Source organism: Pseudoalteromonas sp. 78C3 (assembly GCF_002836695.1).
Lineage (GTDB): Bacteria > Pseudomonadota > Gammaproteobacteria > Enterobacterales > Alteromonadaceae > Pseudoalteromonas > Pseudoalteromonas arctica.
In genome coordinates this window covers 1-15,365 of sequence record NZ_PJAV01000141.1, presented here as the reverse complement: position 1 = coordinate 15,365, position 15,365 = coordinate 1, and the positions used below count along the sequence as shown (strand labels likewise).

Genomic DNA, 15,365 nt, shown 5'->3' with positions numbered 1-15,365 from the left:
TCCTTAGTGTTTATACTGTTGATGGCTGTAGCTATGTGTTGTTGTATTTGCAGCTGCGGCCCCTAAATATGAATTATGTCCAAGTACTAGCGGTTGCTGACCTAAAGCTTGTTCGGCAACAGCCTCATTAGCTACTTTTATTTGGCAAATCCACTCTACATTACTTGGTAAATGCGCAGTCAGAAGTGCAGCCATTTTTATACCTTCTTCGCTTCTTGGCGTTAAACTCATGGCTGTATCACTATTAACTGGACCTATATCTATTGTTAAAATACTTCCGCTAACTAATACCTTCGTACCAAGTACTGCAGAGCTGCCTAAAACCATTTGGTTTTCTTCGCCGATTGAACTTGGTGTATCTATTTTTTGCCAATTTGCTCGTGTGTCGTCAACTTTTAGCGTGTCTATATTTAAACTATGTTTAAGAAGCTGCGCTAAGCCAGCAGCGCTAGTTTGCTTTAAACTTGCAATACCACACTGAATTTTTTGATCAGTTTTTCCCAGTAAAATAGATTCAACTAACCCATCAAATTGGCTCGCGCCTCTGCCTGCTATATTAATTTGCGACTTTTTCCAGGCCTGAAAAAGTTGGCAATAAAGTACATGATTAAATATATCTAAAAACTGACGAACGCGGTCACCGCTTTGCTCATCACTTGCTGCTTGCTCTAATACATAGTGTGGCATGGGTGCATCTACACCATACAAACCTAAAAAAGAGGTCGATAAGCTTAATCTTCCTCTGCCATCATTCTCTAATACACATTCGCGTACATCAGTAGCCGGAAAACCAAGCTCTTTAAAAGGTTTAAAAACAACTCTGTTACTAATCCCTTGCTCTAGCTCTTGAGGTGCGGCCCAATGTTTTTCTATTAAGCTCATCGCTTTAAATAAGTTAAACCGCCAAGGCTGCTCAATAAGTAGTTCTATTGGCGCGGGTAACTTAGACCAAACTGGGTGCGCATGATTTTTATCAGCGTAACTCATAGCTGATAACTCTTACCCGGTTCAATATCCCAACTCCACGATTTATAACTAGGAATTGCATTAACACGCGTTTGTACGCTTTCATTTATAGGGGCATACATTAAAAAGAATTCATGTAATACATTACAAAAATGATATAAATCAGCATCACCAACAAATTTACTTTCATCAATATCAATAAGTACATCAACACCTTTGATAAATATTCCGCGTTTAATTTGGCTGATCGGCGTTGCTGTTATTTTTAAAATGCTTTCAATTCTTAATCTATTCTCAGCTTTATCAGACCAGTCAAATAACACTAGTAATCTTTTTAGTTCTGTAACTTGCGTAATTTGTGAAAACTTTACATTTAATAAGCTAATAAGCTGCCAGTGTTTTGGCTGACTTGGACATGCTAAATAATTAGTTGGCCGTATAACATTTTTAACCTCAACGATGCTCGGCATGTCTTTTCCGCCTTCGCTCAAGTCTCCCTCTTGCAAAAGCTGACGAGGCCAACCGGCATTAAAAGAGGTTAAATCAACTGATAGAGTTTCTTTTTCATCTTCTAAATTAAAAGGAAGTTGTAAATAATGAGTCGGGGCTGCTGCACCTACGTCTTTTGTGAGCACAGTAAATAGCTTTTTTTCGTCTTCAAATACGCTTTGATAACGAGGAGTGTAATCATACGATTGCCCGGTTATAGAGTTTCGACCTGCAACTGCATCTACCGTATAACTAAAAACGTGGTCAAAACGTGCCTGATCTGCACTTATCATATAATCAGTTCTGTTTGGCTCAATTTTAATTGGCTCTGCAGCTTGGCTAAATAAATTAACTGCTGGCACGCAATTGATTAAAATGTTCTCTTTACTTAACTGATGACCCGGCGGTAATTTATTATCACCCCTAAATACGATTTCAAAACGGTCAATATGCTCAGGAAACTCTTCGTCTTTTAAACCATCAAATGTTAAAAAATAAAACCTATCTTTTGCATTAAAATAATCAAGTAAAAGTGCATATCCAGGATGACTTTTAGCCGCGCTAGGCAGTAAAGCGCCATCTATATCTAAATAAGTAGCGCTGCAACCTTTTGCTTTTAACTTTTTATTGAACTCAAAATGATTAGCACCAAAATCAAGTTCTGCTTGTTTATTAGGTGTTTTTAATAATTGAAATAAAGCACTGCATAATGGTGTATCGCCACGTAAATAAAAGTTTAGTTTAGATAAATCAAAATTACTGCGTTCACCTTGGCATACAAACTTAAGCCCTATTCGTAGCTCTGCACCTAAGTGCGACTCTTGATATCGAACATGCTCAACATCTAATGGGACAACGTCTAAACCGTGAGTTGTGCTAAAAATTATTTTTTTATTATCGGCCTTTGCTTTAGGCGGATTAAGCTGTAAACCTTTTAAAATAGAGTGTGTTTTTTGCATAGCCAATTTTGGCTTAAATTGCACCACAGTACTAGAAGGATAATAACTTAGGAGTATTGGACACAGTTGACGCAGCACTTGCTCTGAAACTTCAGGTACTGACTCATCTAAACGCTTTTGAGTATGGGCAGTTAAATACGCTACGCCTTCTAATAAGCGCTCAATATGAGGGTCTCTATCTTTTAATGCATCAATGTTAAGCATTCCTGCATGCTCAGGATAAAACTGAGCAAACTGCTTACCAGCTTGGGTTAACAAGCGCATTTGTGCATCAAAATATTGCTGCATTCATCAATCCTTTAAATAACATTAGTTAGTGTTTTTTGCATGTTGTATAACGTCTGCTTTACCGCCAGATTCAAAACGGGTATTTAACTTGATACTTTGCCCGCTCGTTAAAAAAGCTTGAATATCTAGCCTTATTACACAATTATCTTCTTTAATTTCAACAGGTGTTACATTTGCATATCGTACGCGTGGTTCGTACTTTTCTATCAATTTTTTAACCTCAAACGCTAACGTGTGTTGTGAGTATGGTAACCCCTCGTAAATATCTTCTACATCGGGCAAACCATAGTCAGACAAGTGCTTCAGCACTCCTCTTCTTGCATTTAAAAGCTCATTTAAATGCTTGCACACACTGACTTGCTCATCAGTTTGAAAACCATGATGACCATTGCGTGTAACTGGTTGAGTTAAAAAATCGAATAACGCCATATTTAGATCTCAATAAAAGGATATGCTTGCGCATATCCTTCAAAATTACTGACTAATTAACGACCTTCAGTCCAAGAGTCAGAGAACTCGATGTTGCCATCTAAGTAAGTCCAAGTAATGCGTTTGTAACGTAGACAAACTGTTTCAAGGTGCGGGTAACGCTCCTTGTCTAAGTCTTTAACGTTATGCATTGTTGGTGAGATCGAAGTGATCTTTACATCTTCCAACTTGTGGCAGAAATATTCACGCTCAGTCCCTGTGTCATCAATACGGTACCATTTAAGCTCTAATTGCTTAAGTGTTTGACCGTTTGAACACGCTTTGTACAAGTACGGCGTAGCCGCATCAACAGCTTTTGTAATTACAAAAGGTTCATGCTTACGAGTACCTGTAAGTTCACCTGTATCGTTATCCGTAGGAATACGAAGTTCATGATCAAAGTGTAGGATCTCAATTGAACCTTCACGCTCTGCAACAGTTACAGAACCTTTGATGTCATTACCTTGGTCATCCTTTAACCACATGTACGCTGGAATTGCCATTTCATTATTCTCCTTTTAGAATGAAGTGTTTCCTGTTAGTTGGCATTGGCATAAACAGTAATATTTATGCCCCCCAAAAAGCCCTCTGCTTCATGCCACTGGGGAATATGTCCCAAGTTGGATGCAACCAACTTGGGGCAATTTTTTAGACTATAAGTCTTAATCCTTTATGTACACCTGCCAACTACTCACCAAATTGACGCATTTGATAGTACTTAAATCCGTTTCATTGGCGGCGTAGCAGTTCATTTTTCGCCAGGCATTTGCCCTACTAGCGCTAAACGAACATCAATCCCTTCAACTTGGAAATGAGGAACAATGTACGTACTTACTCTGTAGTAACCAGGGTTACCTGGAATTTCTGCTACAGTCACTTTTGCATCTTTTAGTGGATGCGTAGCAATAAGAGATTCATCAGGGTTGTTCATTTTAGTTACTAATGCGCCAAGCCAATCATTAAGCTGCTGCTCTAATTCATGGCGAGGTTTACTTGAACCAATATTTTCACGCTGTAAAACTTTTAAGTAATGCGCAATACGCGATACTAAGAAAATATATGGTAAGCGTGAGTTAATTCTTGCATTAGCTGTTGCTTCATTTGTTTCTAATACCTGTGGCTTCTGCGCACTATTGGCAGAGAAGAAACATGCAAAATCTGAATTTTTATAGTAACTAAGTGGAATAAACCCTTGGTTAGCAAACTCAAGTTCTTTAGTTTCAGAAATAAGTACTTCAGTTGGAATTTTAGTTTCTGATCCTTTACCAGCTTCAAATGAATGCAGCGGAAGATTTTCAACTTTACCACCTGATTGCGGCCCACGAATATTTACAGCCCAACCATTATCATGGAAACTACGGATGATATTTGCAGCAAATGCAAATGTTGCATTACCCCACAAATAACGTTCATGATGCTGCGCACTTACATCTTCTTGGTAATTAAAGTTACGAAGAGGATTTGTCTCACCATAAGGTAAACGTAGTAAAAAGCGCGGGAATGCTAAACCAATGTAGCGAGAGTCTTCTGATTCACGGAAGTTTTTCCAACGAAGAAACTCAGCGCGCTCCATGTAAGAACCCAAATCTTGGATTTTAGATACTTCTTCCAATGAATCTTTAAGAAAAAACTTAGGACCAACACTGCCCATAAACGGACAATGCGCTGCCGCAGATACACGAGATATCTCTTGCAGTAACGATACATCGGGTGCAGAACAATCAAACTCAAAGTTCGAAACCATTGTAGATACTGGCTCACCACCTGGCGTATCGTAATCTGAAGTATATACATGTTTATATAATGCAGATTGAGTTGTATCAGGCGCCTCTTCAAAATCATCTCTTAGAGTTTCTTTATCTACATCAAGCATTTCAATTTTAATGTTGGCATTGTTAGGCGTACGGTTAATTAAGTAACGTAACGAGCGCCATGCTGATTCCATTTTTTGAAAATTTGGGTGATGTAAAATTTGATCTAACTGCTGAGAAATAATAATGTCTACTTTTGCGATGTAATCATCTAAAAGTAATTTATCAATTCGAGTTACTTCTTGGCCACTACTGCTAGCCATATCTAAAAATACATTTATAGCTGCTGTTAAGCGCTCATTTGCACGAGTTTCGGCTAGGTTGCTTGCATCTCTAAATGAATCAAGTTTGATTTCATCTGCAACTGGAGAAATATCAACCATTCCACATATATTTTCATAAGTGGATAAAGGAGCTTGCTCCGTGGTATGCGCGGCAACATTTAATTGTTCTTGCATTGACATGGTAATCTCCTTATTCAGTTATTGGTTGTTTTTCATCTTCAGACGCTAGCGGCGCAATTTCATCCAGTTTAGCTTTTAACTCATCTAGCTCTGGCTGATTTTGTAAAACACGCTCTAATTCTTTACGCAGTGATGAGTTATCTAATAAATTAGATTTAAGGTCGCGAAGTAAATTACGCATAGCCATCATTTTATTAAGCTCTGGCACTTGAGAAGCAACTGATTCTGGGTCAAACGATTTAAAAGAATCAAACTCAAGGTTTACGTTAATTTCGCCGTCACCTTTAATTTTGTTCGCTACCTGAAAGTTCGCTTTAGGCGCCATATCTTTAAGCACTTGCTCAATATTATTTTTATTAATTGTTACGCGCTCACGCTCAGATAGTTCTTGGCTATTTTGACCATTTGAGTAGTCACCAATTACTAGCATCTTTAATGGCAATTCACTTTTTTGTGAAGCGCCATCTGTATCAAGCTCTAACGAAATATTGATCCGAGCTCTGGGGATCTCTTTTTGAAATGTATCACTCATGTTTTTTCCTTTGCAGTTTGGTTATCTACCGACTCAATTCCAATTAAACCTCGACATATTAGTCAAGCCCTTGTAACTAAACCCACGCTAATGCTTGTGCAGGGTTAGTTACCATCATTTGCTGACTAATATGTTTAGCAGCTAAACTCATTTCATCTTCTGGCGTTTGTGACAAACTTGCATAACACTGCTTGGAAAATCGCCATACTTCCATGCAAAAACATTGTTGCCATTGCGCTAAGTCATGCGCTTTTATTTGTTTTAGTAACACGTTTAATAATGCTAAAGCATGTTCGTAATGCTCAGCTTTCATTAATAATTTTGCCTTTAATAATTGCGCTTGAGCTTTATCAAAATCGTTTAAAATATTTATTTGATCGACTTTAATTAATGCAGTCGATAACTGCCCTTTTTCGACGTCTTGTATTAACTCGCTATACTGCTCATCAAACGCACTACTTTGAGAGCTAACAGACTCTGTTTTTGCAGAATGTGATAACTCTTTTAAAAACTCTTTATTTACAGATGAACACAACGGACTTCCATCGTCATACTGTAGGGAAACTAAAGCAGGAAACTGCTCATTTAAATTAACTAATTGTTGCTCAAGCCAATGAACAAGCGGCAATTTATTTAATTTTTTTAATGCATTTAAACTAAGCACTTGGAGATTTAAATTAAATTGCATAGCCCCTTCCATAAACAACCCTTCGGCTAAATTTAAAGCTTGTTCAGGTTGCTCACTTGCCAATGCATTTTCAATTGGAGCAAATGCTGCAGCTCTAGGAGCGGGTAAACGCGTTTTTCCATTTTCGTTAGCCGGTAATGCCAATCTTGTCCAACGTGCAGCTCGCGATAACTTTATTACTCGTTCAATGTTATTTTGTTCTTTATCAAAGTTAAGTAGCTGCCTAACCGCACTTAAATACGCTGTATCTGAGGCAATATCAGCATTACCAATACTAACCTGGCTAGCAACTGCGGCTGGTGCCGAATTATTAGTTTCTGATTTTGGAGCCGTTACAGCTGAATTCTCAGCTAATTTTTGCTCTGTGCTAATCGCTTTTTCTTCTTGCACTGGTTCAGCTACAGGCACTGGGTTTCGTTTTTCTTGTTCTTTAGCCCACTCATTCAAAGTCGATAGAGGGCCAGATTCGTTGTCTAATAACGCAACACACTGCTCATTGTATTGAGTCAAGGCAGCTATAAGTTCAGGCCATTGTTCAGCGTTTGTATTATGCCCTTGGGCTACACCCTTTAAACGTTCTTGCTGTTGTAAAAACCATGTATTAACTGCAGCGCGCATTCTGGCTTTTAGTGGGTGTACCTCATCCGTATAAGTAGTCAACAAACGATTAAATAACAATAATGTATGCGTTAAACCTGTAACCCCAAACTCACTTGTTGCAGCTAGTGCTAAGTAACTTACTATGCGTAAATCTTTACTTTGAGTGTTGAGTAAATCTGATGCTTGTATAAACATCACTTTAAAGTCAACTTCCCCCACTCCTGATGAAGATGCTTTTAATGCTTTAAATGTTTCTTCATATTTTAAATCTTCTCCACACTTGTTCCCCGGCAGAGGAGCACTTAATGCTTCAAGCCATTCAATCCAGGTGGTATGTGTATGTGGCGCTTTATTACTCATGATTTACACCAACGACGAAGTGCATCGTAAACACTCACGTTATCCATATCAGCAAAATTAAGTGTTTGTGAAGACGGCTGTTTTTCTACTTTTAAATTACATAGATCAACAATATCGTTTGTTTTTTTATCGTATTCCCACACACTATTAAAGTATGACGCTGGAATAGGCCTACAAAAAATAGTTAAACTAGGCGCTTGATTCTCATCACCTAACTGATAAAAAAACCAAGGCTGCCAATTATGATCTGCCACCATAGATGCAACTAAGTGCAACCAAAACCCGGCAACTAAGGCACTTTCATGACTAAAACTAGGCATTGGTAGGCGAATACCAAACTGACTTCTTAAACACCCTCTATTAGCGATAGATTTAAGCACAGCTGATAGCTCTTCAATTAAAATTGCTCTTTTAGCAATATCGTTCAAGCCTAAATGCTGCCAAAAAACGCTCATCGGAATAGTTCTAAGTTTATCAAGCTCTAGAGTTAAGTTTGGTTGCTGTTTAAGTGCATCAGCTACACGGTTATAATCTTGTGCTTTTTGCTCCATTTCATTAATACTGGCAGCTTGTTTAATATTTTCATTTACACCTAAAAGGTGCTCTATTACTTGGCTTGCAAATAAAAATAGAAAAGCAGGATGTCGCTTATATGTATCAAGCCCACTATGTACAAAAGAGCTAAATGGGTAAAACCGACCACTGCTATCTTTACTTGGCTGCAAAACGCCAAGTAAACCACCATCATCAGCATTACCCGATATAAAAAACAATGACTTAGTTCCATTCAAATGGCTTGTATCCGTTGTTTTTCTACCACGGTTTAAATGCGCAAAACCTTCTTGTAACCAATGATCAAATCCAACCGATTCTCTAGATGAAATATTAAGCTTTACAAAGTCTGGTCTTATTGGTGTTTTACCCATAAAACCAAAGCTGTGTTGCTTAACCAATGTCGGTGTTTTCTTTTTAGTAAATAAATTAAACATTGCTAGCGGCCTATTGCATTGTTCGCGACTGCGATTGAGCCAAGCTAGGGCTTTGTGAAAACAAAGAGCTTGGTAATGCAAACGATGTAAGCATGTATTTTGAAAATATACCGCTGTTGCGTCCTGATTTAAGAGAAAACTGGACTGTTAACACCTCATCAGATTTATCTTTTAATTCCCATGTTGCTAAAAATTCTGTGCCTTTAATCCACTTAACACTGGCTGAGTTAAGCACTTTTAGTAGTGCCCAAGGTCCGTCTTGCTCGATAGAAATACGACGCCCTTTATTATCTAAACCATACAGAACCGCTTTCTCTGCAGCCCCTCGACCAGGCCACGAAAAATTACGCCATTCTTCAGGCTCATTGCGATAGCGATAACCTTGCTCACTAAAGCCTAAGTATGTTTCACGAATACCTCGGTGTGGAACAGGCATCATCTGAAAAGTAAAACCAGCACTGTCGGCACCACTAGAAAACAACGAACGAGTTACTTTATTTGCTTTAGTTAAACCATCAAGTAATTGCGCGCTAAAACCAATACCTACACCATTCCATTGTTTTTCTTCCCACACACCGCGGCGTACTTTCATAAATGGTTTGAGCTGGGTGTTAATAAAGCTCCATAAAATTCCTGATTCAGAATTTAAAAATTCAGAAACATCTGCTATCGCAGCATCAGGGCCAGTTAAGTTAAATGGATATTTACCAGCTAAACTGCTGTTATACATAGTATAAACCTGGTTTTCCCATTCTTGGTTAAGCTGAGTACGTGCTTTTGCCATGATAGTCGCTATACCACCATGAAGCGGAGCCTTAAATAGCTTATCTAGCGTTTCTTTGGTTTGAGGGTCTAGTGCTCGAGTTTGGCTCTCAATAATAATCCACGAAGACTGTAATGCATTACTTTGGCTATTACCTGAAAGTAAGTCCTGCGCAAATATCATTGCTTGAGCATCATCTTCATTACTCGCTGCCATTGCTTTAATGTCTGAATGGATGCTACTTAATGAACTGATGTATTGTCTTAAGTAATCAGAAGAATTCTTATCTTCATTAGGCTGTGCAAAACGTCTTAAGTCAGCAAATCGACTTTCAAGCTCTGGCGCTCTAACCGTACTCATTTGAGTAATTGTTGGCGTGTTTAAAGCTAATTTATTTGCAACATCTGCAGCCGTCTTACCTATTGAAGCTTGGCTTTTTGAAGGAGCGTCAGCGAGCGTAATATTATCGTTAATCAGTTTCATTAAATCGTTAAAGGGGCCATCCATCGATGAAAGGCGTGCAAAATCAATACTTGCATCGTTTAGATCTCTAAATGCAGGCACTTTTATGCTATCTATAAAAGCAAACCAAGTATTGCCGTAGTCTTTAAAGTAATATGCTCGCATAGCCTTTGCCAAAGTTTCAGCTTGTGCTTTGTCAACAACATTTTGACCATTTTCATCGCTAGAACCCATAACCCAGTCACCTGAGAACACCAAACGTGAAATACGTTTAATCTCTGGGAATACATATTCCTGCCAACCTAAGTTTGTATAAACATACGGGATTTTATACTTACTTTTAAATACATCACGATTTTTAGAAATCATAAAATCGTTTAATAACAATGGCTTTTTACGTTCAGCAAAGCTTGTAATTACTTGTTGATATAACGGGAAAGCCTCTGGCTGGGTATTTAAATTGTCTCTCGCTAGCGCTATCGATGTTTCGTTAGCCTGCCAAAATGCAATTTTACCTGGCTGCTCTATATCGTTACCCATATTTTGTAGGTACATATCAACTAAGCTACTTAGTTGTGTATAAATGGGTGCTTGCTCTTGTGCATTTATGTCTATATGAAAATGCTCAGCTATAAAATTAAGTAATTGCTCTTTAGCAAACTCCGTTGAAATATGCTCAGGGTTCGTACTCATCATTAAATGCATTTTTAGTGCATCGTAATACTGCTGACGAATCGTTGCTTTCGCTTCACCTTCATTGTCAAACCATTGTGTTTCGTACTGTTTTATTTGCGCAAGTAAATGCTCTTCACCTGGGTAAGTAATAAGCTGATTCATCTGATTAAATAGCACATTTGCAACACTACTTAAGGTTTCATCACCTTCATAAATACCAAATATAAAGTACCACGGTAATGAATCTTCGTAAGTTTTAAGCTGACCATAGTGCTCAAACAGCGCTAGCGTAGCAGCAAGCTTCTGCTCATCTTTTGCCTTACTTACGTTAGCTTCAACAACTGCTTTTACGCGTGACTCACCTTGATTAAGTAATAATTGATTACTTGTGTACGACGTAATAAGGAGTGCTGTGATTGCTGCAATAGATGCCAAACCTGAAGTGACTGTTAAACCTTTTAACCAGCGTCCTACTAACCGTTTTTTTCTATTTCCTCGCGTTAAATCTTGTAGTTTAAAAATAACATCATTAAATACGCGGTTAATAAAATAACTTTGAGTAATGCTTTCTTGTTTTTGGTCAACAACAACCGCACCAAATTGATCTCGTACACCATTAGTAATACGCTCAATAGGCGTGCCTTCTTGCGTGCCCGATGTAAAATAAACACCAGCAAACCAAGGAACTTCTTGATATGGATTAGACTTAAACAGTAAGTTAACAAACTCAGTTAACTTAGTTGAAGCTGATTGAAATTGATTAGGAAAATCAAGTATTAGCTGTTTACGATGCTCGTTGCGCTCTCGTGCAACTTTGCTTAAACGTTGCTCGCACAGTCGCTCATATAGCTCCTGCATACGAACTTCAAACATTTCTGCAGGATCATTTTTTTGATCTTCACTAATATCGAGTAAGTACGCACCAAATACTTGCTCACGCTCTTTTTCAGATAAGTCACTAAAAAAAGGTTCAAAACCACTGATTAAGTCAGTTTTGGTAAAAGTAATATATACAGGAAAAATAACGCCAAGCTGGGTAATTAGCTCTTCTATACGCTCACGCACTAATTTTACATGTTGACGAATTTCTTCACTGTCGGAAGTTAAAACATCTGCAACACTAATGGCCACCATTACGCCATTTATAGGCAGTTTTGGTCTATATTTTTTAAGGAGTGCTAAAAATGACAACCACTCTTTATTTTCTGACTGCTCAGTTGTGTAACGCCCAGCGGTGTCAATTAAAATAGCTTGATCTGAGAACCACCAGTCACAATTGCGCGTTCCACCAAAACCTTGGATATGCAATTCACTCGAATTAGAGTAAGGAAAATGTAAGCCCGAATTTGCAAATAAAGTACTTTTCCCTGTAGCCGAAGGGCCAATAATCATATACCAAGGCAAAGCGTATAAAGCGGTATTACCACGATAACCCGCACCTAAATGAGATGCTTTTAAAGATCCCAATGCTTCTTGCATCTTTTCTTTAATTTCGCTTAATTCAGCACTCGAACCGGCATTATGACTTGCTAATTCAGAAGCTAACTTATCGCCTGAGCGCTTAGTCCATAACCAACGAATAAAAATAAATAAAACAAAAACAGCGGTTACAGCACCCATCGCAATTAATTTTTTATCGGTAGTATCTAAACCCACCATGCGACCGGCAAACCACACAATACTCAAAACGGCTATAAAGCCAATAAGTTGACCCGTTGCACGCGATGATACCAAGCCCAATAAAAAATGAACTAAACCGCTTTTATTAACTCTTCCCTGCATTGTGTTACCTATCGTGTTTCGTTGGTTTTATTGAGCTGAGTCAGCACTTCAATTTGGTTGTCTATTACCTGAGTACTCTGCGTTGCTTGCTTATTAATTACATAATGAAATCCAGCAAATAATGAGGCAATAGAACCCAAGCAAATAGCCAAAATCACCCAGTAAGGAATATTACGCCCCACCTTCATCGCAAACCCTTCTGCAGGTATACCGTTATCAGATAATTGAGAACTCGGTGTTCCTTTTATATCTTCAATTTGAGCTCTAACATCAACAATTAACGCTTTTAATTGCTCAATGCCTTTAACTTTGTAAATGCCTTCAAAGCCAAGCTGCAGACAAATATAATAAACCTCTAATGCAGCTAGCTTTTGCTCTCCGCCGGTACGCAACTTACCTAAACGTTCAAAAAATTCTTCACCAGCTCGGTTGTTACCAAAAAATTCAAGCTGTAGCGGTCGAGACATCCAATCCATTCTAAAATGAGCACCTGAACTCATAACAAATTCATCACACATAGCCGTAAGAGCAAACTTAACTTCTTGCATTAAACTTGTTGTTACCTGTTGCGAGTAACAATTACGCTCATAGTCATCAAAACTAGTTAGTAAATTTTCTCTAAACTCTTCAAGCTCTAAGTTAGTAGATTGCTTTAGTTTTAATGGTGTTAGCGCATTAATTACAGGCGAAATACACGCGACTAAATCTTGTTCTTTTTGTGCTTCTTGCATAATTTCAACTCAACGTTAATTACGTGCTACGGTAACAATTTCAATTTGTGCACTTTGCAATCCAAATGGTACAAATAGGCTTAATGATTGCTCTTCAATTATTTGCTGCCAAATGAAACCATGCGACTCAAGCCTGAAGTATTCATAACCACTTTTTATGGCCAGCTTATTTGGAGGTCGCTGACAATGTGTTAGTTGCACACCCGCTAAAGCAGATGAAATCATGATATCGAGCTTTTCGCTTGCTCCAACTTTTACTTGATCACTAAATGTTTCAATCCATTTGGTGTCTTCAGATTCAAAATACACAGCTAAATAAAAGTCGTTGTTAGTAAACGTTGCAGAATCAATAGTGGCAACTTGATAAATAGCGTTAGAGGTTTTTTCAAGTTTTAAGCCCACCATTTTCTTAGGTACAACCCCTTCAAGTAAACGAGTTAATAGGCCATCAAGCTGACCAAATACATTGCTTAAATTTTTATGCTGGTATGGTGGTACTTGGTTAACTAAGTCACTGTGCTCAAACATTGAAACTGAACTAATTAAATCAACAAGCTCACAATACAAACGTTCAGGATGGACCAATGACAAATTTTTAAGATGATCTAAACGCTTGGCGGATGGAGCCATTGCATTAAGTAACAAAAATGTATTCATTTCATTCGGCCCAAAGTCAGTAACTGAGCCATAATTTTTACGTCTGCTAAGCAGCACATTAACTTTTGCATTAACTAAATTAGCCGTTCTATTTAACAGCTCAGTTAAATAAGCAGATGCACTTATATTTAATAAAGGAGGCACAAACTGTTTATTTAAAACAAATGATCCATCTTCCGAGCGACTTATTTTTAAACATGCAATGGTGTCAAAATAAGTTTTTACATCTGAGTCAGACAGTAATATAAATTTAGGCTTTGCAACTAATACCTCACGACTACGCGACGCATCATGATTATCTTCTAAATCAATATAATCCGCTTCATATGCGCTTAATTGCCCGCTGGCCGCATAACCTTCAATATTGCTAACTGTTTTATTAGCAGCAATAGCAATATAAATAACACTCTCTTGATGGTTACTATCAAGCTCAAGCTTTAAATCATCTTGATGCTGTCGGTCAAAATCAAGCAAGCGACCATTTTCTAAAAGTAATTTAAAACTGGTCACTTTTAATATACCGCGAGCAAGTGCTGATTCATCAATAGCAAAATGCTGTAAACCAAATGCCAATGGTGATATTAGCGCTTGACGTACAACCTGATTTTGATCGTGATAATCGTCAAATAGTTGAAAGTGTTGCTGGGCAAGCAAAACACCTTCAGCCCAAACGGGCTTTGCGGGAGCTTTTAAATTCATTACTCAGCCTTATCCACGCCAGGTAATTGAACTTCATTATTGGTAACCAAAACATCTAATGATGTAGACAACTTAACAGGGCCATCTGCAAGCGGATAATACGCTTTCCAGTTATCGCCACTGCGATCTCTAAATAAAGCAACAATAGCTACAAACTTTGCATTTTCAGCTTGTTCAAACTTAATTTTAGATTGTTCAGAAGGGTGAATTGTTCGCTCTTCTAATGTAATTAAACTATTAGCTAAAACTGACTTATCTGACTTCCATAACTCTTCAAATGTGGCTGTTTTAAATGTTTGTATATCAGACAGTTGATATACCTTTAAAACCACTGGTAACGCTTCATCAAATTGGTTTAAATTTAAATTATCGGTTGCCTTAACATCTAAACTTACGTTAGTACTCATACAACCAGTTAATATTATAGAAAGTGATAAACCTATAATTGCATTTAAAATAAAGCGCATTTTTTACCTCAATAAATATTTTTATTTAAAATTAAAATTAGTTTTGCAAAGAGTAGCTTCATAAACTGGGCAAATAACTTTATTGAATCTTACATTCGCACAATCAGACCATTTATTAGTTTTAAAAAAGCCTAAAAGAGTCTTAGTCCTGCTTTTCTCTTGAGAATCAACTAACAAAGACTGCGTAACAACATCATCTATAGACGTAATTAACTTAGTATTTATTAATGAAAGCTCTTTTATATAAACAGATACATCACCGTTAATTAAAGTAACTTTTCCATTGCTTTTAGGGGGATTATTTAAAAAAAAGAAAAAGTGTTCTATAGAATTTTCAGAAAAAACGCGATGGGCAGGAATACCTACCTGGTCTAGTAGCGAAGAAACGCTGGCAGTAAGTGACCAAGCTAAGGAGTACAAGCTATTTATTTGATTTATAAACTCTTTTTTATTCACAACATGCTCCTTGTCATCAGTTAAACTAAAAAACTCTTAGTCTAAGGCTAGTAATAAAT

13 protein-coding genes are annotated in these 15,365 nt (G+C 37.6%); all 13 read right to left on the bottom strand.

Annotated features, from left to right (window positions below):
• Nucleotides 1-3: 3 nt before the first annotated feature.
• Complete coding sequence (tssG, locus tag CXF76_RS09390; protein ID WP_101163514.1) at nt 4-987, bottom strand: type VI secretion system baseplate subunit TssG; 984 nt, start codon at nt 985-987, stop codon at nt 4-6.
• The gene (tssF, locus tag CXF76_RS09385) at nt 984-2,702 is read right to left on the bottom strand and encodes a type VI secretion system baseplate subunit TssF (protein WP_101163513.1); all 1,719 of its coding nucleotides are present in this window, start codon (nt 2,700-2,702) and stop codon (nt 984-986) included. Before tssF ends, tssG begins: the two co-directional genes overlap by 4 nt.
• A gap of 21 nt (nt 2,703-2,723) precedes the next feature.
• Nucleotides 2,724-3,131, bottom strand: coding sequence for a type VI secretion system baseplate subunit TssE (tssE, locus tag CXF76_RS09380; protein ID WP_007584478.1), 408 nt, complete (start codon nt 3,129-3,131; stop codon nt 2,724-2,726).
• 56 nt (nt 3,132-3,187) lie between these two features.
• Nucleotides 3,188-3,673 carry an Hcp family type VI secretion system effector gene (locus CXF76_RS09375; RefSeq protein WP_007584479.1) on the bottom strand — a complete coding sequence of 162 codons (486 nt, stop codon included), beginning with the start codon at nt 3,671-3,673 and terminating at the stop codon, nt 3,188-3,190.
• Nucleotides 3,674-3,918: 245 nt separating this feature from the next.
• A complete protein-coding gene (gene tssC, locus CXF76_RS09370; protein WP_007584480.1) occupies nt 3,919-5,445 on the bottom strand; it encodes a type VI secretion system contractile sheath large subunit in 1,527 nt (508 codons plus the stop codon).
• Between the two features lie 10 nt (nt 5,446-5,455).
• Nucleotides 5,456-5,977, bottom strand: a complete 522-nt coding sequence (tssB, locus tag CXF76_RS09365; protein ID WP_007584482.1) for a type VI secretion system contractile sheath small subunit — start codon at nt 5,975-5,977, stop codon at nt 5,456-5,458.
• Between the two features lie 76 nt (nt 5,978-6,053).
• Nucleotides 6,054-7,625: a TssA family type VI secretion system protein gene (locus CXF76_RS09360; RefSeq protein WP_101163512.1), complete on the bottom strand. Its 1,572-nt coding sequence runs from the start codon at nt 7,623-7,625 to the stop codon at nt 6,054-6,056.
• A complete protein-coding gene (gene tagF / locus CXF76_RS09355) occupies nt 7,622-8,614 on the bottom strand; it encodes a type VI secretion system-associated protein TagF (RefSeq protein ID WP_007584486.1) in 993 nt (330 codons plus the stop codon). The genes CXF76_RS09360 and tagF overlap by 4 nt, the downstream gene beginning before the upstream one ends.
• A gap of 10 nt (nt 8,615-8,624) precedes the next feature.
• Nucleotides 8,625-12,296 carry a type VI secretion system membrane subunit TssM gene (gene tssM / locus CXF76_RS09350; RefSeq protein WP_101163511.1) on the bottom strand — a complete coding sequence of 1,224 codons (3,672 nt, stop codon included), beginning with the start codon at nt 12,294-12,296 and terminating at the stop codon, nt 8,625-8,627.
• 8 nt (nt 12,297-12,304) lie between these two features.
• On the bottom strand, nt 12,305-13,027 hold the full coding sequence (gene icmH / locus CXF76_RS09345; protein WP_007584493.1) for a type IVB secretion system protein IcmH/DotU: 723 nt from the start codon (nt 13,025-13,027) through the stop codon (nt 12,305-12,307).
• Nucleotides 13,028-13,042: 15 nt separating this feature from the next.
• Nucleotides 13,043-14,383, bottom strand: a complete 1,341-nt coding sequence (gene tssK, locus CXF76_RS09340; RefSeq protein ID WP_007584500.1) for a type VI secretion system baseplate subunit TssK — start codon at nt 14,381-14,383, stop codon at nt 13,043-13,045.
• Nucleotides 14,383-14,850 carry a type VI secretion system lipoprotein TssJ gene (gene tssJ / locus CXF76_RS09335; protein ID WP_007584502.1) on the bottom strand — a complete coding sequence of 156 codons (468 nt, stop codon included), beginning with the start codon at nt 14,848-14,850 and terminating at the stop codon, nt 14,383-14,385. The genes tssK and tssJ overlap by 1 nt, the downstream gene beginning before the upstream one ends.
• 21 nt (nt 14,851-14,871) lie before the next feature.
• Complete coding sequence (locus tag CXF76_RS09330; RefSeq protein ID WP_007584504.1) at nt 14,872-15,306, bottom strand: hypothetical protein; 435 nt, start codon at nt 15,304-15,306, stop codon at nt 14,872-14,874.
• Nucleotides 15,307-15,365: the final 59 nt, after the last annotated feature.